We start from the raw sequence: 22,879 nt of genomic DNA, 5'->3' as shown, positions 1-22,879 counted from the left end.
TTATTCATATTATATACAGTGAGATTCATAGAAAGCAAGAACGCTTGGTCATTTTGACCAAGCGTTATAGTTTAAACGAAGTATAGTTGTTCAACACATAAATTATTATTATCGTCTTCAACATACTCAATAATAAGTGTGCCAACTTTACGATCTTTATCTTCAGTTGTGAAAATAGAGTAAGAAGTAAAACGTGTTTTTGATAGGCCGCTTATATGTGTAGGTAAAGAAATGTAGTCGTTATCGCGGAAGAATTCCATCAGTTCAATATCCTCAAATTCTTTTCGGTCAACTTGTTTGTTTGTATAGCGGCGTTGAAGTTGTTTTAAAGATTCATTCCAAGAAATTGCTTTTGTGTCGTATACCATTGTTCTATCTCCTTACTGTATGTAATTATTAAGAACATACGTTCTAATCTAGTATACTCTTTTTGTTAGAAAAGAGAAAGCAAAAAATAATGTAAGCTTGGATTTCCAAGCTTACATTATTGATGCGTCCGTCATAATCTCTATTTTTCATTATAAGTTAGATAAGAATAAGAAACAAGATGATATATATAATGTTGAGAGTTTTCAAGATTCTGTATATTATAGGTGTACTAAAGTGTAAGGGAATGAGAGGTGTGGCATACGTAATTTCACTGCAAGGGCCGATGGCTAGCGGAAAAACAACATTAGCAAAAAGGTTAGAAAAGAGAGGGTTTCGAGTTATATATGAAAATCCATATCCAATTGTAGAGAAGCGAAAAAAATTGAATTTAGACATGAATTCAAAAGTAGGGTTTATTATGAATCAAAAAATGTTTATGGAAGCAAAAATAAAGGAGTTTCAAAATGTGAAAGATTCAGTCGTAATTTTTGATCGCGGACCAGAAGACATTGAGTTTTTTACACTCTTTTATCCAACGATTATAGGAGAAGAGTGGGATATAGAAACTGAATTGAAAGATGAATTATATAAATTAAGAGCATGCCGTTCGGATGTGATTTTTTACTTAGATGTTACGAAAAAGAATGTATATGATAGAAAAAATAATGATAGAACAAGAAACAGAAGTACGTTTGAGGAGCAATTTAAATTAGTAGAAACTGAAAAAGACTGGTATAAAAAATTTCCTGTAACTTATGTGGACACGAATAGATTAACAGTGGACGATTTAGAGGTATATTTTATGGACTGGTTAAAGGAGAGAGGGCTATGAAAAAAATACTTTTATTTGTATACTCAACATTTGCAGAGTTTGAAATAACAGTAGCGACGGCATTGCTGAAAAATAAATATGAAATCATTACAGCGGGCTTAACTAAAGAATTGGTTATAAGTGAAACTGGATTGCAAGTGCAGCCGCATATAGAAGTAAGTGAAGTATGTGTAGATGAGTATGAGGGGATACTTATTCCAGGTGGAGAAGAAGGACAGTTGGAAGATGCAAAACCTCTTTTTTCAATCATTCGTCAATTTCATGAACAAGAAAAATTAGTGGCGGCAATTTGTGCTGGACCGTATGCACTAGCAAAAGCAGGGTTATTTAAAGGGATTTCTTATACTGCGACTATAGATTATCAAAAATTTGATTGTTTTCCAGTAGAAAATTTTGTGTATGAAGAAGTTGTGAAACACTCAAATATCATTACAGCACAAGGGCATGCATTTGTACCATTTGGAATAGCAATTGCCTCTTATTTTGGAGTGGCAGACGAACATAATACAGATTTTTATTGTGGTAAAGGCAATGTAGTAATGGAGAAACTTTTACGAGAAAACGTGTAAAAGCTAGCAAATGCTAGCTTTTTTCTTTTTGACACCGATAAATTACTAACGTTTTTGGATCGCGCCATATACCGTTATGGAGAGATAATTCCTGGTTGATTTCTTCTGTTAGCCATTCTTTCATCTCGGCTTGAAGATACATATTATCGGGTATATTTAGCGACGGAAACATGCTAGAAATATAGTTTACAATCGGAGTAGCATGATGAAAAACGAGAGCATTATGAATAACTGTTTCTTCAACAGTTGGAAAAACAGATTGTAATATCTCTTTACCGTTTTCTAAACAAAATGGAGTGACTGATGATGTTGTTTTCGGTAAATCAAATGCGTCTAACATACGGTTACACATTTCAACTATACGAGGTAGTGTAACGCTAGAATTTGTTGTAGCTAAAAGTGTTCCGCCAGGACGAATTACTTTATGGAATCCTTGAATTGTTTTTTCAACATCTTTCACATGGTATAACATATGTCTTGCAATTATTAGGTCATAACAATTTGTTTCGAAAGGAAGTTTACTAGCATCCCCTCGTTTCCATTCTATTAAGTTATTTGTTTTAGCAGCTTCAGCAAGCATAGCTTCGGATTGATCAAACCCGGTTAATGGGCCTTTATGACCATTTGTTTGTAAAAGGGAAAGGAATTTTCCACTAGCGCACCCAACCTCTAATATGTTTTCTTCCCCTTGAAGTTGTAAATGTTTAATGACGAGTTTATCTAAATCTACGTGTTTTTCTTCGTAATGTGTATGTGTGTCGATGCGTGTTTGTAAATGGTTGCTAACGTTATATTGACGTTTTACATCATTCATTTTGTCACATTCCACCTTTGTGCAAAATTGTTGGATTGCATGTGTTAATACATCTGTTTTCTTTAAACCTTCGTAATGGAGTGCTAATTCAAACCTTTCAAGTAATTTCTCTTCAATTCGAAAATGAATATCTTTTCGTTTTGTCACTGAAATTTCGCCCCTTTGCATCTGTTAGTGAGACTATAGCACGTCTGGAAATTTTGTGTAAATCATTTGTGTACACAAAATTATGGGGATGAAAAAAATGTTTGAATATGATTTTAAACTATTGACGATTTAAACGTTTTCATATATTCTTAAATTAAGTAATATTCAAATAATTCAAAAGAAATGAGAGAGTCACATGCTTCTTCAAGGAACACATCGAATTGGTCGTATGGCCATGCTGTTGGCACTTGCGGATGAGAATGAAAGTCCTGTATTATCCATTCCAAAAGGTTGGAAGTATTGTACGGGGAAAGTGGGTTCGATGAATTCGCAAAAGGTTGTCGCAGCAATGGAAACAGCGGCTAAAAGCAACCAAGTTATTGAAACAGACGTTTACAGAGAAACACATGCACTTTATCATGCAATTATGGAAGCTTTGTACGGAGTGACGAGAGGTCAAATTCAGTTAGCAGACGTTCTTCGTACAGTAGGACTTCGTTTTGCGATTGTGCGCGGTACACCATACGACGGAAAAAAAGAAGGCGAATGGGTTGCTGTTGCATTATATGGAACGATTGGTGCACCTGTAAAAGGATCTGAGCATGAGGCGATTGGTTTAGGAATTAATCACATATGATTTGCCCATAGTCTATTAGTTAGAAGGGGGCCTTGCTTTTTTAGGACAGAAGTCTGTCTTAAAAAGATAAGGTCCCCTTTTGCCTTTTTAAGGAGGAAAAATGATGATTACGTTAACAGGACATACATTGACAGTTGAAGAAATGAAGAGGTTATTACTGGAAGGAGAAGGTGTAACAGCTTGTCCAACTAGTATGCAAAAGGTAGCGGAGTGCCGCGAAGTAGTTGAGAAAATTGTAGAGGACGGAAAAGTCGTTTACGGAATTACAACTGGATTTGGAAAGTTTAGTGATGTGCTTATCCAAAAAGATGATGTAAAGGCACTTCAACATAATTTAATTCAGTCACATGCATGTGGGATTGGTGATCCATTCCCGGAAGAAGTATCGCGTGGAATGTTAATTTTACGAGCGAACACGATGCTTAAAGGAGTATCTGGTGTTAGGCCGCTTGTTGTAAATATGCTTCTTGAGTTTGTAAACCGTAAAATTCATCCAGTCGTTCCGCAACAAGGTTCACTTGGTGCAAGTGGCGATTTAGCACCTTTATCTCATCTTGCGCTCGTATTATTAGGCGAAGGTGAAGTGTTCTATAAGGGGAAACGCGTTCATGCAATGGTTGCTCTTACAGAAGAAGGGCTTGAGCCAATTGAACTTGAAGCGAAAGAAGGTCTTGCGTTAATTAATGGTACGCAGGCGATGACAGCACAAGGAGTTCTTTCTTATATAGAAGCAGAAGCAACGGCGTATCAAGCTGAACTAATTGCTTCGATGACAATTGAAGGGTTACAAGGCATTATTGATGCATTTGATGAAAATGTTCATAAAGCACGTGGTTATAAAGAGCAAGTGGAAGTAGCGAGCAGAATTCGTGACATTCTTCACGATAGTAAATTAACAACAAAACAAGGAGAATTACGAGTGCAGGATGCCTATTCACTTCGTTGTATCCCGCAAGTACACGGTGCTTCTTGGCAAGTTTTAAATTATGTAAAAGAAAAATTAGAAATTGAAATGAATGCAGCAACAGATAATCCGCTAATTTTTGATGGCGGAGAAAAAGTAATTTCAGGTGGTAACTTCCATGGTCAACCGATTGCGTTTGCGATGGACTTCTTAAAAGTAGGAATGGCGGAACTTGCAAATATTTCGGAGCGCCGTATTGAGCGTTTAGTAAATCCGCAATTAAATGATTTACCACCATTTTTAAGTCCAGAACCAGGACTACAGTCAGGTGCAATGATTATGCAATATGCTGCAGCGTCGCTTGTTTCTGAAAATAAAACGTTAGCACATCCGGCGAGTGTAGATTCAATTCCGTCTTCTGCTAACCAAGAAGATCATGTAAGTATGGGAACAATTGCTTCACGCCATGCACATCAAATTATTCAAAATGCAAGACGTGTTCTTTCTATTGAGATGATTTGTGCAATGCAAGCAGCAGAATATCGCGGAATTGAAAACATGAGTACAGTGACGAAGAGCTTCTACCATCAAGGTCGTCAGCAGGTGCCATCTATTAAAAATGACCGTATATTCTCAACAGATATTGAAAATATTGCGCATTGGTTAAAAACGAATTATTCGATAAAAGAAAGATTAGATGTAAACGCAGCACTATAAAATGAGAAAAGGGAGAGATTGAAATGGAAAAAGTACAACAAACAATTCGCGCGCCAAGAGGTACAGAGTTACAAACGAAAGGGTGGGTGCAAGAAGCTGCACTTCGTATGTTAATGAACAATTTAGATCCTGAAGTTGCTGAAAAACCAGAAGAATTAGTTGTATATGGCGGAATTGGCCGTGCAGCTCGTAACTGGGAAAGTTATCAGGCGATTGTAGATTCATTAAAAACGTTAGAAAGCGATGAAACGTTACTTGTTCAATCAGGAAAGCCAGTTGCCATTTTTAAATCACATGAAGATGCACCTCGCGTTTTGTTAGCGAACTCAAACTTAGTACCAAAATGGGCAAACTGGGATCACTTCCGAGAACTAGAGAAAAAAGGTCTTATGATGTACGGACAAATGACAGCTGGTAGCTGGATTTACATTGGAACGCAAGGGATTCTACAAGGAACATATGAAACATTTGGTGAAGCAGCTCGTCAACATTTCGATGGTTCATTAAAAGGTACATTAACACTTACTGCTGGTTTAGGTGGTATGGGTGGTGCACAACCTCTTGCTGTAACGATGAACGGCGGTGTTGTCATTGCTATTGATGTTGATAAGCGCAGCATCGATCGTCGTATTGAAAAGAGATACTGTGATATGTATACAGAATCATTAGAAGAAGCGTTAACGGTTGCGAACGAGTATAAAGAGAAGAAAGAACCGATTTCTATTGGTTTATTAGGAAATGCGGCAGAAATTTTACCAGAACTAGTGAAGCGCAATATTACACCAGACTTAGTTACAGATCAAACATCTGCTCATGATCCATTAAACGGTTATATTCCAGTAGGCTACACGTTAGAAGAAGCAGCGAAACTTCGTGAAGAAGATCCAGAACGCTACGTACAATTATCAAAAGAAAGTATGACAAAACATGTGGAAGCAATGCTTGCTATGCAAGAAAAAGGCGCAATTACATTTGATTACGGAAATAACATTCGCCAAGTTGCTTTCGATGAAGGTTTGAAAAATGCATTCGATTTCCCAGGATTCGTTCCAGCATTTATCCGTCCATTATTCTGCGAAGGAAAAGGACCATTCCGCTGGGTAGCACTTTCTGGTGATCCAGAAGATATTTATAAAACAGACGAAGTAATTTTACGTGAGTTCGCTGATAATGAACATTTATGTAACTGGATTCGTATGGCACGTCAACAAGTTGAATTCCAAGGGCTTCCATCACGTATTTGTTGGCTTGGTTACGGTGAGCGTGCGAAATTTGGTCGCATCATTAATGAAATGGTTGCAAATGGTGAATTATCAGCACCAATCGTTATCGGTCGTGACCATTTAGATTGTGGATCAGTAGCATCTCCAAACCGTGAAACAGAAGCGATGAAAGATGGTAGTGATGCAGTAGCTGACTGGCCAATTTTAAATGCATTAATTAATAGTGTAAACGGTGCAAGCTGGGTATCTGTTCACCACGGTGGTGGCGTTGGTATGGGTTATTCACTTCATGCGGGAATGGTTATCGTTGCAGATGGAACAGAAGCAGCAGCAAAACGAATTGAGCGCGTATTAACTTCTGACCCTGGTATGGGTGTTGTTCGTCACGTGGATGCAGGGTATGACTTAGCTGTGGAAACTGCGAAAGAAAAAGGCGTTAACATTCCGATGATGAAATAAGGAGGAGAAAACATGCTGGACACTTTACTAATAAATATCGGTCAATTACTAACAATGGATCAAGAAGATGGCTTGTTAAGACGGGAAGCGATGAACACGCTTCCTGTTATCGAAAACGGTGCGGTTGGAATTGAAAATGGTGTAATTACTTTCGTTGGAACAGCGGAAGAAGCGAAAGGATTACAAGCGAGAGAAGTTATTGATTGCGGCGGGAAAATGGTTTCTCCTGGTCTTGTTGACCCGCATACTCATCTTGTATTTGGTGGATCTCGTGAAAATGAAATCGCACTAAAACTACAAGGAGTTCCGTACTTAGAAATTTTAGAACAAGGCGGAGGCATACTTTCAACTGTAAATGCAACGAAACAGGCGTCGAAAGAAGAACTTGTTCAAAAAGCGAAATTCCATTTAGACCGTATGCTATCTTTCGGAGTTACTACTGTAGAAGCGAAGAGTGGTTACGGATTAGATGATGAGACGGAATGGAAACAATTAGAGGCAACAGCACAATTACAAAAAGAGCATCCGATCGATTTAGTTTCAACATTTTTAGGTGCTCATGCAGTTCCGAAAGAGTATAAAGGTAGATCGAAAGAATTTTTACAATGGATGTTAGACCTACTACCAGAAATGAAAGAGAAGCAATTAGCGGAGTTCGTTGATATTTTCTGTGAAACAGGTGTGTTCTCTGTAGAAGAATCAAAAGAATTTTTATTAAAAGCGAAAGAGCTTGGCTTTGATATGAAAATTCATGCAGATGAAATCGACCCTCTTGGTGGTGCGGAAGCAGCGGCAGAAATCGGTGCAGCATCAGCGGACCATTTAGTTGGTGCTTCTGATAAAGGAATTGAAATGCTTGCAAATTCTAATACAGTAGCAACTTTATTACCAGGAACAACTTTCTATTTAAATAAAGAAAGCTTTGCTCGTGGACGTAAAATGATTGATGAAGGTGTTGCAGTTGCGTTAGCTACAGACTTTAACCCAGGTAGCTGTCCAACTGAAAATATTCAGCTTATTATGAGCATTGCGATGCTAAAATTGAAAATGACACCAGAAGAAGTTTGGAATGCCGTAACGGTTAACTCATCATATGCCATTAACCGTGGTGATGTAGCTGGGAAAATTAGAGTTGGTCGTAAGGCAGATTTAGTTTTATGGGATGCTTACAATTATGCTTACGTACCGTATCATTACGGCGTAAGTCATGTGAATACAGTATGGAAGAATGGTAATATTGCATATACAAGAGGTGAACAATCGTGGAGCACGGCCACTATTTAAAGAAAAATGCAAAGTTTATTGATCGTGAAGTGACGAAATGGAGTGAGATGATTAAAGATTGGGAGGAAGGTGTGGAAATATTCGGTGCTGCCTTAATTGGAGCACCCCTTTCTAAACCGTCTATTAGTCATTCAGGAGCGAGTTTTGCGCCAAAAACAATTCGTGCGATGTTAGATGCATATAGCACATATGCAATTACAGAAGAACACGATATGAAAGAAAGTGTCTTATATGATTGCGGCGATATTACGATGCATGTGACGGATATAAAAGAAAGTCATAAACGAATTGCGAAAACAGTTGGGCATGTAACGAAAGTAAACCCGAACATGATACCAATCGTTCTTGGCGGTGACCACTCGATTAGTTTTCCGAGTATAACAGGTTTTGCAAACAGTAAAGGGAAGGTCGGAATTATTCAATTTGATGCTCATCATGATTTACGTAATTTAGATGATGGAGGCCCGTCAAATGGTACACCATTCCGTAGTTTACTAGAAAATGATGTCATTGCAGGGAAACAACTTGTTCAAATTGGAATTCGTAATTTTTCTAATGCACGTGCGTACCATGAATATGCAATAGAGCATGGTGTAACAGTGTATACAATGAAAGACGTACGAGAGCGAGAAATAAAAGATATTATCACGGAAAGTATTGAAGTATTAAGAAATCAAGGTGTGACTTCTATTTATATTTCTCTTGATATGGATGTGCTAGACCAAGCGTTTGCACCAGGTTGTCCAGCAATTGGGCCTGGTGGGATGGATAGTACGACTTTACTAGATGCGATTGAATTCCTTGGTAAAGAATCGCTCGTTCAAGGGATGGATATAGTAGAGATTGATCCAACTCTTGATTTCAGAGATATGACGAGTAGAGTAGCAGCGCAAGTGATTATGAGTTTTCTTTTAGCGAGGGAAACAGTTAGCAAACAGGTTAGTATATAGACGGAAAAGTAGATATTTATTTATGCCTTATCAAAAACACATCACTACTTAAATGTAGTGATGTGTTTTTGTGTTAAAGGAGAATGAATGTGTGTGGAACCGTTAATGGAATTGCGATTTTTATAGTGTATTGTGTAAATTTAATTTCTTGCCTCTGAAGTATTGACTCGTAAAATAATTTTATGATAAAATAAAAATTTTGCTAAAAAACTAAAAGTGTGTTAAGCTTGAGAAGGTTACCATATATGGAGGTGGATTATTTGTTTCAAATTGGTGATAATATTGTTTATCCAATGCAGGGAGCAGGTATAATTAAAGCCATAGAAGAGAAGGAAATCTCAGGAGAAAAACAACAGTATTATGTTATAAAAATGTCGGCTAGTAATATGGAACTAATGATTCCAGCAGGGAGAATATTGAATTCGAATATACGACCAGTTACGGATATAACCGCATTAGCACACATAATGGATATTTTTCAACATGGGGAATCAGATAGATTACTTACGTGGAAACAAAGGTATAAATTGAACACTGATAAAATAAAGACGGGTAAAATGCAAGAAGGTGCTGAAGTTGTGCGTGATTTAATGCGTATACAGAAAGAAAAAGCACTTAATGCAAGCGAAAAGAAGATGTTAGATAACGCATATGAATTTTTGATTAGTGAACTGGGATTAATTGAAGGTATCACAGAAAATCAGATAAAAAGCTTTTGTTAAGGTTCATTACAAATAATGTATTATATCCCAAAAAAGATCTTGAATTTTTTGGGAACATAATTATAGAAAATTTATCATTTCAAAGACATTCAACTCTTTCAAACCACTTTTAGAGCATTACCTCTATTGTTATTACTACAATCAAATCCATTTTTATTTTTTAATTTCATTTATGAATGTTCGAAGTTTAATTGAATACTTCGATAAAATAGTTACTTGATTTTTGCAATCCTGATTCACACTGGCACGGACGAGGAGCCGTAAGGATGAAAGAGAGGTAGGGCTTTCATTGTTTTAGGTATATAAGTTATTATTTTTAGAAGAATACTGAACCATTTTCACTTCTATTGATAAGGTGTTTTTTATTAAAGAGATAAACGAATTGACAGCCATATATGGTCAACAAAAAAGGTTTCCTCCTAAGGAAACCTTTTTAATATTATTTATAGCATTTTATTTTTTGGATATTCGAATTTTTTATTGTAAAGTCGTAAAAATTGACGTTACTATCTAAAAGTAAGTATGATGCGATTATAGTAAGATTTTTTAGGGGGAAGAAAAATGACAAGTTCAAGTAATAAAGCAGCGAGTATTTATGAAGGAACAAATGTAAATGCTGGGGGATTTTTTGAAAACGTTGAAGAAACAAAGTTGTTTGATCCAATTCAAGTTGGAACTTGGTCTCTTCGTAATCGTATAGCGATGGCACCGATGACAAGATGCTTTGCAGATAATGAGACTGGAGCAGTTGGTGCTGATGTAGTGGAGTACTACAGAAAACGTGCTGCGGATGGAATTGGACTAATTATTACAGAAGGAATTGTCATTAGTCCGAGAGCAAAAGGAAACCCAGGAGTACCAGGTATTTATACACAAGAACAAATCGATTCTTGGAAACCTGTTACAGAGGCAGTACATAAAGAAGGCGGGACGATTATTGCTCAAATATGGCATGTTGGGCGTATGAGTCATCATGAAATAATTGGTGGTCAAATGCCACAAGCACCGTCGGCTATCGCTGCAGAGGGGAATGTTCCACGCTTTCGTAAACCGTTTGATACGCCAGAAGCAATGACGTTAGAAGAAATACAAGAAGTGATCGGTCAATACGCACAAGCTGCGAAAAATGCGATCGAAGCTGGATTTGATGGAGTAGAAATTCACGGTGCACACGGATATTTAATCGATCAATTTACGTATGAGTTTGCGAATAAGCGAACAGATAAATATGGCGGTGATTTAAAACAAAGGTTAACGTTTATGAAAGAAGTAACGGCGGCTGTAATAGAAGCTGTTGGAGCTAATAAAACACTTCTTCGTTTCTCTGCTTTCAAAGGTGATAATCCTACTTATATGTGGGAAAACCCTGAGTTTGCAATTGAAACGTTCATAAATATGTTTAAAGAGGTTGGGTTAACGATGATCCATCCTTCAACGATGAATTATACGCAAGAGATTGCTGACGGAAAGAATTTTCATCAACTAGTAAGAAAATATTGGGATGGTACGATTGTTGGGGTTGGTAATTTGAATCCGAAAGAGGCCGAAGAAGCGTTGCAAGAAGGAACGATTGATGTAGCAGCATTCGGAAGACCGTTAATTGCTAATCCAGACTTTGTTCATCGAATTAAACACGCTGAAAGTTTAGTTGAATATGACGCGAAAGAGCATCTTGCTACGTTAGTATGAATAAAGATAAAAGGAGAGCACATCGAGTGTTCTCCTTTTATTATGGAATTTCATAGGGGGAAGCGGGATGAGTGAAACGCTACTCGTTATTATTAGTATATTACTATTTTTAATGTTGCTTTTAATCGTCTTTTTTATCATCACATTTTTTATAAAAAAACGAACACACCATTCTATTTTAAAATTACATCCGTACTTAGGAAGAATGCGCTACTTACTGGAAAAGATAGGGCCTGAATTTCGACAATATTGGTTTGATCATGATACGGATGGAAAGCCTTTCTCACGTTATGATTTTCAAAGTGTTATGTTTTTAGCGAAATATCGCTCTGAAATACTTGGTTTTGGATCAAAACGAGATTTTGAAGCTTCTGGATATTATATTGCTAATACATTATTTCCAATATTAACTGAGGAATTAAGTGTGAATCTCACGCAAGAGCGGGAAGGTAAAAAGTACGTGATTCATAAAGAAGGGTTATTTTCAAGAAGAGAAAAATTGACAGCGGATACAACGAATCTTTGGCTGTACGAAGAAGAAGATGCAATTATAGTTGGCGAGAACCGTAAATATCCGTGGAAGCTACATGGCATGTTTGGTGCATCTGCGACTTCTTACGGTGCGATTGGAGAAAATTATATTTTAGCGAGTGGTTTTGGAGCAAAAATGGCAGGCGGATCGTGGATTAATACGGGTGAAGGTGGCGTTATTCCAGAACATTTACATACAGGAGCGAATATCGTTGCGCAAATTGGTCCAGGGTTATTTGGATACCGTGATGAAGACGGTAATTTTTCAATGGGAAAATTCATGGAGAAAGCGAAAGAAAGTAATATTAGAGCATTCGAATTGAAATTTGGGCAAGGTGCTAAAATACGTGGTGGTCATTTAGAGGGACAAAAAGTAAATGAGAAAATTGCTTTTGTTCGCAACGTCCGAAAGGGAGAGACGATTAATTCACCGAATCGATTTTCATTTTTAAAGAATGCAGCGGATACACTTTGTTTTATTCAACAGTTGCAAGAAAACAGCGGTAAACCAGTTGGAATGAAAATTGTAATTGGTCAGCAGGAGCCTTTGGAAGATTTAATAAAAACAATGAAAGAACTAAACATTTACCCAGATTTTATTACAATCGACGGTTCAGAAGGCGGATCAGGGGCAACGTATAAATCGATGGCAGATTATATGGGACTGCCGCTTATTCCAGCATTACTTACATTTATTGATACAGCAAACCATTATGGTGTCCGTAACAAGTTTAAAGTATTTGCATCGGGTAAATTAATCACACCAGATAAAGTGGCGATTGCTTTAGCGATTGGGGCGGATGCTGTAAGTTCAGCCCGTGGGTTTATGATGGCAAGTGGCTGTATTATGGCCCTTCAATGTAATTCTGGTCAATGTCCATCTGGTGTAGCCACGACGAATCCGCATTATCAAAAAGCGTTAGATCCGTATGAGAAGAAGTGGCGAGTTATGAATTATATTATTAGTATGAGATATAGTTTATTTTCATTAGCGGCAGCGGCGGGAGTGAAGAGCCCGCGCCATTTAACTAGAGAGCATATTGTGTTTAAAGACGAGGTGGGGAGAGTAGTTCCTCTTTCGGAATTGTTTCCTATAGTAAATCAAACCTAAAAGTATATTTGATGTGTAAGATTTTTTAGAGGAATAATTATATTTTTGGAAAAATTAGGAGTATAATAGGGAAGTATTTTTGAAAATGACTATTTTTAGGGAGAGATTCACTTGCAGCAAGGTTCGTACAGTATTACAATTTTTTTACTCGTCATAGGGCTCGTTATATTTAGACGCATGCGCTCTATGAATCGACCAATTAATAATAAAGGAAGACGACTACTATTGCCATTATTCTTCTTATTACCAGGTTTTTCTTTATACGCAGCACCGATACAACTTGCTGGTTGGCAAATTGGTATAGCTGCTGGGATCGGACTGTTATTGTCAATTCCACTTATTATTTTAAGTGGGTATGAAGTCAGAGAAGATGGTCAAATTTATGCGAAAAAAAGTATCGCTTTTATTGCTACATTTTTAGTTATCGTTCTTTTACGTGCTTATTTTAGAAGACATTTACAAGGTCTAGATCCAAAGTCAATCGGCATTCTTTTCTACACTCTTGCGGTTTGTTATATAGTACCTTGGCGTATTGGATGCTATATGAAATTTCGTAAAGTATATGTAGAGAAAGCAAAATTTGAGACGTCAATAAGCTAAAAGTCATACATTTGTATGGCTTTTAGTTTTTAAAATTTATCGGGTAAAGGAATGAAAATAAGGTGTGAAAAAACACTCTTTAATTTTCTGGATATTATTACTTTAATTTCTTGAAAAATCATTGTAATCCACTGGGATAAAGGCGTTTATAAAGGTTTTCACATGTAATGAAAAGTGCTCGTTCACTTGAAAGAACAAAAAATGTTTGTTAAGGTAGGGAACCATAAGTGAAAACAAGAAAAATGAAAGTAAGGACTTATTGACAATAAAAAATAAGTAACTTATAATAAATCTTGAGTTCGAGATAAATAATGTTCATAATGAAAATTTATTATGGTTATAAATCGAACAAATATTTTTTGCGAATTATCTTGAATTCGAGATAATTCAATAGGTTAGACACCGATACGTAATTTTGTAATTAATATCTCGAATTCGAGATAAAATTATAATGACGGATTTTACTTTGTAGCATGGACAAAATGAATAATGAATTTAAATGTAAAAGAATTTTTATAATGAAATAAAAAAGGAGTGGAAGAAATGGAAAAGAAAACAATGGGAATCCATCATATTACAGCGATTGTAGGGCATCCACAAGAAAATGTAGACTTTTATGCTGGTGTATTGGGGTTACGTTTAGTGAAACAAACAGTGAATTTTGATGATCCAGGTACGTACCATCTTTATTTTGGAAATGAAGGAGGAAAGCCTGGAACAATTATTACGTTTTTCCCATGGGCAGGTGCTCGTCAAGGTATTATTGGAGATGGTCAAGTAGGAATTACGTCTTACGTTGTACCAAAAGGTGCAATGGAGTTTTGGGAAAATAGATTAGAAAAATTCGATGTTTCGTATACAAAAATGACTCGTTTTGGAGAGCAGTATTTAGAATTTGATGATCCGCATGGTTTGCATATAGAATTAGTTGAAAGAGAAAAAGGCGAATTAAATAATTGGAGTTTTGGAGAAGTTACACCAGAAGTAGCAATTAAAGGGTTTGGAGGTGCTGTTCTTTTATCTACACAGCCTCAAAAAACAGCTGAATTGTTAGAACATATTATGGGTCTTGAGAAAATTGGAGAAGAGGGTGAATTTGTTCGATTCCGTTCTTCTGCTGACATTGGAAATATTATTGATTTGAAATTATCAACAATCGGTCGTGGCCAAATGGGCGTTGGCACAGTTCATCATATTGCCTGGAGAGCGAGTGACGATGCTGATCAGCTAGACTGGAAAGAGCATGTGTCGCGTTTTGGATATCACGTAACTCCTGTACAAGATCGAAATTATTTTAACGCGATTTATTTTAGAGAACATGGTGAAATCTTATTTGAAATTGCAACAGATCCTCCTGGTTTCGCTCATGATGAATCGTTAGAGACGATGGGTGAGGAATTAAAGTTACCGGAACAATATGAACAACATAGAAAACAGATTGAACAAACGCTTTTACCATTTGAAGTGAGAAATTTAGATTAAAGTGATTGAAGGGGGAACAGGATTATGATGAAACATGTTTTTCAAAAAGGAAAAGATACGTCAAAACCAGTGTTGTTATTACTTCATGGCACAGGTGGTAATGAATTAGATTTACTACCACTTGCAGAAATAGTTGATCCGAAAGCGTCGGTATTAAGCGTTAGGGGAAATGTGTTAGAGAATGGGATGCCGCGTTTCTTCCGCCGATTAGCAGAGGGCATTTTTGATGAAGAGGATTTAATTTTCCGTACGAAGGAATTAAATGAATTTTTAGATGAAGCGGCTAAAGAATATAAATTCGATAGAAATAACATTGTAGCTATCGGTTATTCGAATGGGGCAAATATCGCAGCAAGCTTATTATTCCATTACGAAAATGCATTGAAAGGTGCTGTGCTTCATCACCCAATGGTACCAAGAAGAGGAATGCAATTAGCAAATTTAGCAGGGAAATCTGTGTTTATTGCTGCTGGGACAAATGACCCAATTTGTTCATCAGCAGAGTCAGAGGAATTGAAGATACTATTAGAAAATGCAAACGCGAATGTAACAATGCATTGGGAAAATCGAGGGCATCAATTAACGATGGGTGAAGTAGAAAAAGCAAAAGAGTGGTATGACAAAGTATTTTAAAAAAGAAGCATCTGCTAACCATTAGCAGATGCTTCTTTTTTATTTAAGACTGGATTGCAAGATGAGATGAAGAAAGTGGTAGCTCAATATCAACAATTGTACCTTTATTTAATTCGCTTGAAATGTGTAATTTACCATGATGTTCTTCAATTATTTTGTAACACATCATTAATCCTAGTCCTGTACCTTTTTCTTTTAAACTATAAAAAGGTTCGCCTAGACGGGAGATACGATCTTCTGGAATGCCACAACCTTCATCGATAATTCGTATTAAGATGAAATTATCCTCTAATGGTTTTGTTTGGATGAAAATATTTCCGCCATTTGGCATCGCTTCTATCGCATTTTTTAATATGTTTATAAAAACTTGTTTTAATTGGTTACCGTCACATTGAATATCATATACGTAATCAAAATGATCCATGATGATATGAACGCTATGCATAATTGCAGTCGGTAAAATAAATGTAACTACCTCTTCAATTAAAGTTTGTATGTTACAAGTTTGGATAGATATTACTTGTGGCTTAGACATCGCCATAAATTGACTCGTGATGGATTCCATTTGTGAAATCTCACTTAACATAACATCGATATACCATTTTTGCTCCTCATTTATTTCAGGGAGGAGCAATGTTAGAAAACCCTTTAGGGAAGTGAGTGGGTTTCGAATTTCATGGGCAATTCCAGCTGTCAGTTGTCCGACTACTGCGAGCTTCTCAGATTTGCGTAGTAACTTTTCAGTTTCTTTTAGCTCAGTAACATCTCTCCCCATCACGATAAGACCTTTGCGAGAACCATCAGGATGATAAAGCGGAACTTTTGATATACTTAAGATTAAATCGAAATCATCTCTATGTATAATAAATTCCTCGCCATGAAGAATTTGTCTTTGTTGCCATGCTAGTTCATCGATTTCTTCACAATGTAAAAAAGCTTCTCGGTATGCTTCATTATATTGAATGAGTTCGCTATCTTTTTTCCCGTGGTAAGGTACATGATGGAAGTTGAAGCAAGAAAGTGCGTAGTCATTTGCCTCAAGCCAGCGCCCTTCATGATCTTTAAATATAACAAACGCAGGCATGGAGTTTACTAATGTACGTAATCTCTTCTCACTTTCTTTTAGCATATTCTCAATTCTTTCTGATTTTTCAAGTGGCTTCATAATAGCGTATACGCCAGTAAGACGATTTTGAACAAAAATAGGAACTAGTTTTGTCACAACATCTAATAAGAATCCATTTTTATGATAAATAGATAAGATATACTCTTGTTGATTATCCGCTTCAGTATTCTTTATATTTTGTAATACTTGCTCAGAAATATGTGCTCCTAAAATAGAGGTAATATTTTTCTGTTCTAATTCTAAAGAAGTGTAACCTAATATTCTTTCGGCAGAAGGATTTATATGTAGAATAACTCCTTCTAAATTTAAGGAAATAATACTATCAGGATTATGTTCGAACAGAGATGCGTACATTTCTGTTAATGAACGATCTTGTATATGGTTTCGCAAACGTCTAGAAATGTTCGGATGACGTTTTTTTTGAGTTGGTGAATATTTTTTACGACTCATAATAGTTCCTCCGTACAAATAGCATCTAAAAAGATTTGTCTATTCATAACTATAATATAGATGTGATGTGTATTTCTATAAAAAATGGAAGTTATAGAATAAATTTTATTTTTTTATTTTTTTGCAAAGTGAATGCAGGATGGTAATAAGGGGAGCTTATATTGTTTTATAAACCTTTTGTAAGTTACAGACGGCTGTTTTCCGTATAACATTAGGGTAGAGGAGGGGGAGAGAAAATGAAAAATTATATTCAAGGGATTGATCACGTGCAAGTAGCTGCACCTGTAGAGTGTGAAGAAGAGGCGCGTGATTTTTATGGGAATAAGATTGGTATGGTAGAAATTCCAAAGCCAGAAGAGTTGAAAAAACGAGGTGGATGTTGGTTTAAATGTGGAAATCAAGAAATCCATATTGGTGTCGAGCGGAACTTTACACCAGCTAAAAAGGCTCATCCAGCTTTTTATGTGAATGAAATTAATGAATTTAAGCAAACACTTATAGAGCAAGGTGTAAAAGTGATTGATGATTATGCACGGCCAGATGTAATTCGATTTTACGTATCAGACCCGTTTGGAAACAGAATTGAATTTATGCAAAATAAAGACTAGGTGTATTCCCACCTAGTCTTTAACTTCTTCTGAAAAGTCCTAACACTTCTACAGTTTCTGTAATATTAACGAATGCATTCGGGTCAATTTCAGAAATTGTAAGTTTCATACTTGCTAATTCTTCACGAGAAACGACCGTCATAAGTACACGCTTTTTCTCGCTTGAATAAGCGCCTTCGCCATCAAGTAACGTTATTCCACGTACAACAGTTGAAAGAAGCTGTTTTTTCATTTTTTCTGCTTCATTTGTTACAATCATAAGTGTAACTTTACGATGTTTTGTATGAACAGCATCAATTACTTTACCAGTTACATAAATTGAAAGTAAGCTTGTAAGTGCAACATCCCAGGTGAAGAAGAATCCTGCGATTATTACAACGACTGCATTTAAAATAATAAGGAATCCGCCAAGTTTAATGTCTCGCTTGCGGGATAAAAGCATACCGATAATATCAAATCCACCAGTGGATCCATTACAGTTAAAAACAAGACCAATACCAGCTCCGGCGATGACACCTCCGAAGATAGAAGATAACAATGGATCTGTTGCTACGACTTTTACTGGAACGTAGTATAATGCAACAGATAATACAACTACAGAGACAACTGTGTTAAAAATTACTTTTTTTCCAAGACCTATGTACCCTAAAATAAGGATAGGTAAGTTTAATACAAAGTTAATAATGCCTGTGTTTACAGGGGTTACAATCCCTAAAATAATAGCAATTCCGCCAATTCCACTACTTAAAATTTTGTGGGGGATAAGGAAAAGATTAAAGGCAACCGCAATAATAATAGAACCGATAATAACACCAAGGAATCTGACCATTTCTTTCCCGTCCTTCACTGAAAAATTCATATTATTTCAAGATTATATATGATATTGAAAGTTTTGGGTAAAAACAGTTTATTTTGGTAAATTAGATTAATCGAAAGAATTTGAGTATTTTATCATTTGAAAGGGGATACAGTTGTGAAGATAAAAACATATCAACAGAAAAGCCCGTTGAAGCAAGAATGTGAGGATTCTTATTTTTGTAATAAAGATAAAAAGATTTATGGTGTATGTGACGGTGCAACACCACTTGTCCCGTTTCGTGATGAAAATGGACATAATGGAGCATACATCGCTTCGCATTTATTTGCAAATTATTTTACTGCATTACGAGAGAATCATAGTTTACAATTTGCAGTTGCCAAAGCAAATGAAGCATTACAAAGCAAAATGTTAGAATATGAAGTAGACACGAGAAAAAAAGAGCATTTGTGGTGCACATGTATCGCGGCAGTTCAAATAGTTGGTGAGAAAATTGAATATGCGCAGCTTGGGGACTGTATGATTGTCGCAACTTTTCAAAATGGAACGATGCAAGTATTAACGAAAGACACAGTTGAAGGAATTAGTAAACGAGCAAAAAGGAAGAGGGAAGAAGATCGTAAGAAAGGTTTATCTGTGCCGGAAGAACCTGTTTTTCAAGATGTTCGAGAACAATTAAAGTACAATCGTTATCTTGCAAATATGCCAAATGGTTACTCAGTTGCAAATGGAATGAAAGAAGCGATACATTATTTACAACATGGTGAATTACATATAGATGAAGTGAGTGGAATTTTTATTTGTTCAGACGGGTTATTCCACCCAGATTGGTCATTAGAACAAACTGTTGCATATATAAGAAAGAATAGTATAAACGAATATGTAGCAATCATTGAAAAGCTGGAAGGGGGAAAGAGAATAAAACCAGATGATAAAACGATTATTATGATTGATTTTTAAGAGGAGGCAGTTCAAATGGAAATTAAATATGTCAATCTAACATTTCAAGATGAATTAGTTCCTTTAGAAAAAGTAAATCAACTGATTATCCACCATACAGCTGAAGATGGATGGGACGTGTATAAAACACATGAATTTCATCAAACTGTAAGAGGGTGGAGCGGGATTGGTTACAACTATTTTATCGAAAAGGACGGAACTGTAGTGGAAGGGCGAGGTTTACATATTGGAGCGCACGCGAAAGACCATAACCGTCATACAATTGGAATATGTATGACGGGAAATTTCGATAAATACGATCCAACTCCTGCACAAGTGAATGCATTATATTCTTTATGCAAAATGTTTATGAAGCAATTTGCTATAAAGAAAGAAAATATACTAGGTCATAGAGAGTTAGAAGGAGTTACAAAAAGCTGTCCTGGTAATCGTTTTTCTATGGTAGAGTTAAGGAAGATATTATCTTAAATATAGAGGAGTAACAACGATGATGAATATAAAAATACCAAATGATAAAAAAGAAGAGCTTGTAGCGCAAATTCAGCAATTTTTCGTTGAAGAAGATTTAGATGAAATTGGACGTTTCCAAGCAGAGCGTTTAATAGAAGAAATGGTTAAATTAGTTGGACCATTTGCATACAATCAAGCAATTGGAGATGCAAGAAAGCTTGTAAGTGAGAAATTAACGAATATCGAAGAAGATTTATACGTGTTAGAGAAGAATGAAGGAAAATAAAAAAAGAGCCCATCGGCTCTTTTTTTATTTGATTGATAGCAAAAAAACATAGGGAAAACACGGAAAAGACATTGAAAATACACCTTTTATTTTTAGAATATTCTTAGTTTTAAAATACTTCAGAAAGGAAGATTGTAATGAGATTAACGCCAAGAGAAATTGATAAACTGCTAGTAGTTGTTGCGGCTGATTTAGCTTATCGACGAAAGGAGAGGGGGCTTAAGTTAAACTATCCAGAAAGTATCGCTATTATTACGTATGAAATTTTGGAAGGAGCAAGAGATGGTAAAAATGTAGCGGAATTAATGGAACTTGGAAAAAACATTTTAAGTGCTGAAGATGTTATGGATGGTATTGCAGACATGATATCAGATATTCAAGTTGAGGCAACTTTTCCTGATGGAACAAAATTAGTAACTATTCATCAGCCAATTCATTAAAGGAAGTGAATGTTATGATTCCAGGGCAATATATCCTTGCGAAAGAAGACATAGTATGTAATGGAAATAAAAAAGCAATGAAAGTCAAAGTGATAAATCAGGGAGATAGACCCATTCAAATTGGATCTCATTACCACTTTTATGAAGTGAATGAGGCGTTAAAATTCAATCGCAGTGTAGCAATTGGACAACATTTAAATATTCCAGCAGGTACAGCGGTAAGATTTGAGCCTGGAGATGAAAAAACGATTGAACTAGTTCCATATTCAGGGGAACAAGAAGTATATGGATTTAAAAATAAAGTGGATGGCGATATTCAATCTTACACAAAAAGAGGGAGATAGCATGAGTTTTAAGATGTCACGTAAACAATATGCTGATTTATATGGTCCAACTACAGGAGATTCTATTCGTTTAGCGGATACACAATTATTCGCACATGTTGATCGAAATGCCACTGTATATGGTGATGAAGCTGTCTTTGGTGGAGGAAAATCAATTAGGGATGGTATGGGACAAAATTCACAACTTACAAGAGAACAGGGGGTTGTGGATGTTGTTATTACGAATGCAATTATTATTGATTATACGGGAGTATATAAAGCGGATATTGGTATAAAAGATGGGAAGATTTCAGCAATTGGTAAGAGTGGTAATCCTTCAGTTATGGATAATATTGATATCATCATTGGAACATCAACGGAAGTAATTTCTGGTGAGCGGAAAATCGTTACAGCTGGAGGTATTGATACACATGTGCATTTCATATCCCCACAACAAATTGATACGGCATTGGCTTCAGGTATAACAACTTTAATTGGTGGGGGAACAGGACCGGCAGAAGGGACTAAGGCAACTACAATAACACCTGGATCTTGGAATTTAAGAAAAATGCTAGAAGCAGCAGAAGCTTTTCCTATAAATCTTGGGTTTTTAGGGAAAGGAAATAGTTCAAGTTTACCTGCCCTGGAAGAACAAATATTTGCAGGGGCTATCGGATTGAAAATCCATGAAGATTGGGGAGCAACTTCGTCAGCAATTAATCACTCGTTACAGATTGCTGATAAATATGATATTCAAGTCGCTATTCATACGGATACGTTAAACGAATGTGGTTTTGTGGAAGAAACGATAAAAGCTATTGATAATCGTGTTATTCATACGTACCACACTGAAGGAGCTGGAGGTGGGCATGCACCAGATATTATAAAGATTGCTGCGCTGAATAATATTTTACCATCATCAACGAACCCGACCTTGCCATATACAGTGAATACGCTGGATGAACATTTAGATATGCTCATGGTATGTCATCATTTAAAAGCGAATATTCCAGAAGATGTAATGTTTGCAGATTCAAGGATTCGAAAAGAAACAATCGCGGCAGAGGATATTTTGCAAGATTTAGGGGTTTTCAGCATGATTAGCTCTGACTCACAGGCGATGGGAAGGGTTGGAGAGGTTATTATTCGCAATTGGCAAACCGCCGATAAAATGAAAAAGCAGATTGGTAGTTTAGAGGGAGATAAAGAATATAACGATAATAATAGAATTCAACGTTATATAGCTAAGTATACAATTAATCCAGCTATTACACATGGGATTTCAGAATACGTGGGCTCTATTGAAATAGGAAAGTATGCAGACCTTGTAATATGGGATCCACAATTTTTCGGTGTTAAGCCAGATATGGTTTTGAAAAACGGAATGGTAGTGATGGCATTAATGGGAGACGAGAATGCTTCAATTCCTACCCCACAACCATATTATGAAAAAAAGATGTTTGGTGCATATGGAAAAGCAGTACAGTCAAGTTCGATTACATTTGTATCGAAAGTAGCTTATGAGAATAATATTAAAGAAAAATTAGGTTTAAATAAAGTTGTATTACCTGTTAAAAATACGAGAGAGATTTCGAAGCAAGATATGAAGCTAAATAATGCAACACCAGAAATTGAAGTAGATCCGCAGACATATGAAGTTAAAGTTGATGGACAAGTAATCACGTGTGAAGCAGTAGATGTACTACCTATGGCTCAAAGATATTTTTTATTTTGATATAACGGGGG

24 protein-coding genes are annotated in these 22,879 nt (G+C 36.2%); 20 read left to right on the top strand and 4 right to left on the bottom strand.

Annotation, left to right across the window (positions count from 1 at the left end):
• Positions 1-71: 71 nt before the first annotated feature.
• Positions 72-368, bottom strand: coding sequence for a hypothetical protein (locus DN407_RS17825; RefSeq protein WP_000262400.1), 297 nt, complete (start codon positions 366-368; stop codon positions 72-74).
• A gap of 245 nt (positions 369-613) precedes the next feature.
• Here DN407_RS17825 and DN407_RS17815 point away from each other — a divergent pair, with 245 nt between their 5' ends.
• The gene (locus DN407_RS17815; RefSeq protein ID WP_001986424.1) at positions 614-1,201 is read left to right on the top strand and encodes an AAA family ATPase; all 588 of its coding nucleotides are present in this window, start codon (positions 614-616) and stop codon (positions 1,199-1,201) included.
• The gene (locus tag DN407_RS17810) at positions 1,198-1,770 is read left to right on the top strand and encodes a DJ-1/PfpI family protein (protein ID WP_061655820.1); all 573 of its coding nucleotides are present in this window, start codon (positions 1,198-1,200) and stop codon (positions 1,768-1,770) included. Before DN407_RS17815 ends, DN407_RS17810 begins: the two co-directional genes overlap by 4 nt.
• A 13-nt stretch (positions 1,771-1,783) precedes the next feature.
• Here DN407_RS17810 and DN407_RS17805 read toward each other — a convergent pair whose 3' ends face one another.
• Entirely contained in the window at positions 1,784-2,731 is a 948-nt protein-coding gene (locus tag DN407_RS17805) for a class I SAM-dependent methyltransferase (protein WP_000166755.1), read from the bottom strand.
• A gap of 196 nt (positions 2,732-2,927) precedes the next feature.
• Between DN407_RS17805 and hutP the strand changes: the two genes are divergently transcribed.
• The 11 genes from hutP to DN407_RS17750 all read left to right on the top strand — a co-directional run bounded on the left by hutP (position 2,928) and on the right by DN407_RS17750 (position 15,673).
• On the top strand, positions 2,928-3,368 hold the full coding sequence (gene hutP / locus DN407_RS17800) for a histidine utilization transcription antiterminator HutP (RefSeq protein ID WP_000926516.1): 441 nt from the start codon (positions 2,928-2,930) through the stop codon (positions 3,366-3,368).
• A gap of 103 nt (positions 3,369-3,471) precedes the next feature.
• Positions 3,472-4,989 (top strand): histidine ammonia-lyase, encoded by a 1,518-nt coding sequence (gene hutH / locus DN407_RS17795; protein ID WP_000631875.1) that lies wholly within the window; start codon positions 3,472-3,474, stop codon positions 4,987-4,989.
• Positions 4,990-5,012: 23 nt separating this feature from the next.
• On the top strand, positions 5,013-6,671 hold the full coding sequence (hutU, locus tag DN407_RS17790; RefSeq protein WP_000416946.1) for a urocanate hydratase: 1,659 nt from the start codon (positions 5,013-5,015) through the stop codon (positions 6,669-6,671).
• 12 nt (positions 6,672-6,683) lie between these two features.
• Positions 6,684-7,955: an imidazolonepropionase gene (gene hutI, locus DN407_RS17785; RefSeq protein ID WP_149216537.1), complete on the top strand. Its 1,272-nt coding sequence runs from the start codon at positions 6,684-6,686 to the stop codon at positions 7,953-7,955.
• A complete protein-coding gene (hutG, locus tag DN407_RS17780; protein ID WP_053512828.1) occupies positions 7,934-8,905 on the top strand; it encodes a formimidoylglutamase in 972 nt (323 codons plus the stop codon). Before hutI ends, hutG begins: the two co-directional genes overlap by 22 nt.
• Before the next feature lie 260 nt (positions 8,906-9,165).
• Positions 9,166-9,627 (top strand): CarD family transcriptional regulator, encoded by a 462-nt coding sequence (locus DN407_RS17775; protein WP_170317877.1) that lies wholly within the window; start codon positions 9,166-9,168, stop codon positions 9,625-9,627.
• A gap of 561 nt (positions 9,628-10,188) precedes the next feature.
• A complete protein-coding gene (locus DN407_RS17770; RefSeq protein ID WP_000204590.1) occupies positions 10,189-11,316 on the top strand; it encodes an alkene reductase in 1,128 nt (375 codons plus the stop codon).
• 67 nt (positions 11,317-11,383) lie between these two features.
• On the top strand, positions 11,384-12,958 hold the full coding sequence (locus tag DN407_RS17765; protein ID WP_044584764.1) for an FMN-binding glutamate synthase family protein: 1,575 nt from the start codon (positions 11,384-11,386) through the stop codon (positions 12,956-12,958).
• A 111-nt stretch (positions 12,959-13,069) separates the two neighbouring features.
• A complete protein-coding gene (locus DN407_RS17760) occupies positions 13,070-13,558 on the top strand; it encodes a cytochrome c biogenesis protein CcdC (RefSeq protein ID WP_001183922.1) in 489 nt (162 codons plus the stop codon).
• Positions 13,559-14,101: 543 nt separating this feature from the next.
• Complete coding sequence (locus tag DN407_RS17755) at positions 14,102-15,040, top strand: ring-cleaving dioxygenase (protein WP_000412731.1); 939 nt, start codon at positions 14,102-14,104, stop codon at positions 15,038-15,040.
• A gap of 24 nt (positions 15,041-15,064) precedes the next feature.
• Positions 15,065-15,673 carry an alpha/beta hydrolase gene (locus tag DN407_RS17750; RefSeq protein ID WP_149216536.1) on the top strand — a complete coding sequence of 203 codons (609 nt, stop codon included), beginning with the start codon at positions 15,065-15,067 and terminating at the stop codon, positions 15,671-15,673.
• A 43-nt stretch (positions 15,674-15,716) separates the two neighbouring features.
• On the opposite strand, the gene DN407_RS17745 is transcribed toward DN407_RS17750, so the two are convergent.
• The gene (locus tag DN407_RS17745) at positions 15,717-17,249 is read right to left on the bottom strand and encodes a BA3702 family sensor histidine kinase (protein ID WP_149216535.1); all 1,533 of its coding nucleotides are present in this window, start codon (positions 17,247-17,249) and stop codon (positions 15,717-15,719) included.
• A 236-nt stretch (positions 17,250-17,485) separates the two neighbouring features.
• Here DN407_RS17745 and DN407_RS17735 point away from each other — a divergent pair, with 236 nt between their 5' ends.
• Positions 17,486-17,857 carry a VOC family protein gene (locus tag DN407_RS17735; RefSeq protein WP_000800767.1) on the top strand — a complete coding sequence of 124 codons (372 nt, stop codon included), beginning with the start codon at positions 17,486-17,488 and terminating at the stop codon, positions 17,855-17,857.
• Positions 17,858-17,876: 19 nt separating this feature from the next.
• On the opposite strand, the gene DN407_RS17730 is transcribed toward DN407_RS17735, so the two are convergent.
• On the bottom strand, positions 17,877-18,686 hold the full coding sequence (locus tag DN407_RS17730) for a YitT family protein (protein ID WP_000251344.1): 810 nt from the start codon (positions 18,684-18,686) through the stop codon (positions 17,877-17,879).
• Positions 18,687-18,812: 126 nt separating this feature from the next.
• On the opposite strand from DN407_RS17730, the gene DN407_RS17725 reads away from it, so the two are divergent.
• The 6 genes from DN407_RS17725 (at position 18,813) to ureC (ending at position 22,868) form a co-directional block, all read left to right on the top strand.
• Positions 18,813-19,634: a protein phosphatase 2C domain-containing protein gene (locus tag DN407_RS17725; RefSeq protein WP_149216534.1), complete on the top strand. Its 822-nt coding sequence runs from the start codon at positions 18,813-18,815 to the stop codon at positions 19,632-19,634.
• A 15-nt stretch (positions 19,635-19,649) separates the two neighbouring features.
• Positions 19,650-20,102 (top strand): peptidoglycan recognition protein family protein, encoded by a 453-nt coding sequence (locus DN407_RS17720; protein WP_000404192.1) that lies wholly within the window; start codon positions 19,650-19,652, stop codon positions 20,100-20,102.
• Positions 20,103-20,121: 19 nt separating this feature from the next.
• Positions 20,122-20,370, top strand: coding sequence for a DUF2164 domain-containing protein (locus DN407_RS17715; protein WP_000981075.1), 249 nt, complete (start codon positions 20,122-20,124; stop codon positions 20,368-20,370).
• A 137-nt stretch (positions 20,371-20,507) separates the two neighbouring features.
• Positions 20,508-20,810: an urease subunit gamma gene (locus DN407_RS17710; protein WP_001241327.1), complete on the top strand. Its 303-nt coding sequence runs from the start codon at positions 20,508-20,510 to the stop codon at positions 20,808-20,810.
• Positions 20,811-20,824: 14 nt separating this feature from the next.
• Positions 20,825-21,154, top strand: a complete 330-nt coding sequence (locus tag DN407_RS17705; RefSeq protein WP_000612160.1) for an urease subunit beta — start codon at positions 20,825-20,827, stop codon at positions 21,152-21,154.
• Position 21,155: 1 nt separating this feature from the next.
• Positions 21,156-22,868 carry an urease subunit alpha gene (ureC, locus tag DN407_RS17700; RefSeq protein ID WP_000008664.1) on the top strand — a complete coding sequence of 571 codons (1,713 nt, stop codon included), beginning with the start codon at positions 21,156-21,158 and terminating at the stop codon, positions 22,866-22,868.
• Positions 22,869-22,879: the final 11 nt, after the last annotated feature.

It is taken from the genome of Bacillus sp. JAS24-2 (assembly GCF_008274905.1).
GTDB classification, from domain to species: domain Bacteria; phylum Bacillota; class Bacilli; order Bacillales; family Bacillaceae_G; genus Bacillus_A; species Bacillus_A cereus.
This window is presented reverse-complemented; position numbering and strand designations above follow the sequence as displayed.

Coding starts and splice junctions, on each gene's coding strand:
- DN407_RS17825 (WP_000262400.1), bottom strand. CDS start 368: ATGGTATACGACACAAAAGCAATTTCTTGGAATGAATCTTTAAAACAA.
- DN407_RS17815 (WP_001986424.1), top strand. CDS start 614: ATGAGAGGTGTGGCATACGTAATTTCACTGCAAGGGCCGATGGCTAGC.
- DN407_RS17810 (WP_061655820.1), top strand. CDS start 1,198: ATGAAAAAAATACTTTTATTTGTATACTCAACATTTGCAGAGTTTGAA.
- hutP (WP_000926516.1), top strand. CDS start 2,928: ATGCTTCTTCAAGGAACACATCGAATTGGTCGTATGGCCATGCTGTTG.
- hutH (WP_000631875.1), top strand. CDS start 3,472: ATGATTACGTTAACAGGACATACATTGACAGTTGAAGAAATGAAGAGG.
- hutU (WP_000416946.1), top strand. CDS start 5,013: ATGGAAAAAGTACAACAAACAATTCGCGCGCCAAGAGGTACAGAGTTA.
- hutI (WP_149216537.1), top strand. CDS start 6,684: ATGCTGGACACTTTACTAATAAATATCGGTCAATTACTAACAATGGAT.
- DN407_RS17770 (WP_000204590.1), top strand. CDS start 10,189: ATGACAAGTTCAAGTAATAAAGCAGCGAGTATTTATGAAGGAACAAAT.
- DN407_RS17765 (WP_044584764.1), top strand. CDS start 11,384: ATGAGTGAAACGCTACTCGTTATTATTAGTATATTACTATTTTTAATG.
- DN407_RS17755 (WP_000412731.1), top strand. CDS start 14,102: ATGGAAAAGAAAACAATGGGAATCCATCATATTACAGCGATTGTAGGG.
- DN407_RS17750 (WP_149216536.1), top strand. CDS start 15,065: ATGATGAAACATGTTTTTCAAAAAGGAAAAGATACGTCAAAACCAGTG.
- DN407_RS17745 (WP_149216535.1), bottom strand. CDS start 17,249: ATGAGTCGTAAAAAATATTCACCAACTCAAAAAAAACGTCATCCGAAC.
- DN407_RS17735 (WP_000800767.1), top strand. CDS start 17,486: ATGAAAAATTATATTCAAGGGATTGATCACGTGCAAGTAGCTGCACCT.
- DN407_RS17730 (WP_000251344.1), bottom strand. CDS start 18,686: ATGGTCAGATTCCTTGGTGTTATTATCGGTTCTATTATTATTGCGGTT.
- DN407_RS17720 (WP_000404192.1), top strand. CDS start 19,650: ATGGAAATTAAATATGTCAATCTAACATTTCAAGATGAATTAGTTCCT.
- DN407_RS17715 (WP_000981075.1), top strand. CDS start 20,122: ATGATGAATATAAAAATACCAAATGATAAAAAAGAAGAGCTTGTAGCG.
- DN407_RS17710 (WP_001241327.1), top strand. CDS start 20,508: ATGAGATTAACGCCAAGAGAAATTGATAAACTGCTAGTAGTTGTTGCG.
- DN407_RS17705 (WP_000612160.1), top strand. CDS start 20,825: ATGATTCCAGGGCAATATATCCTTGCGAAAGAAGACATAGTATGTAAT.
- ureC (WP_000008664.1), top strand. CDS start 21,156: ATGAGTTTTAAGATGTCACGTAAACAATATGCTGATTTATATGGTCCA.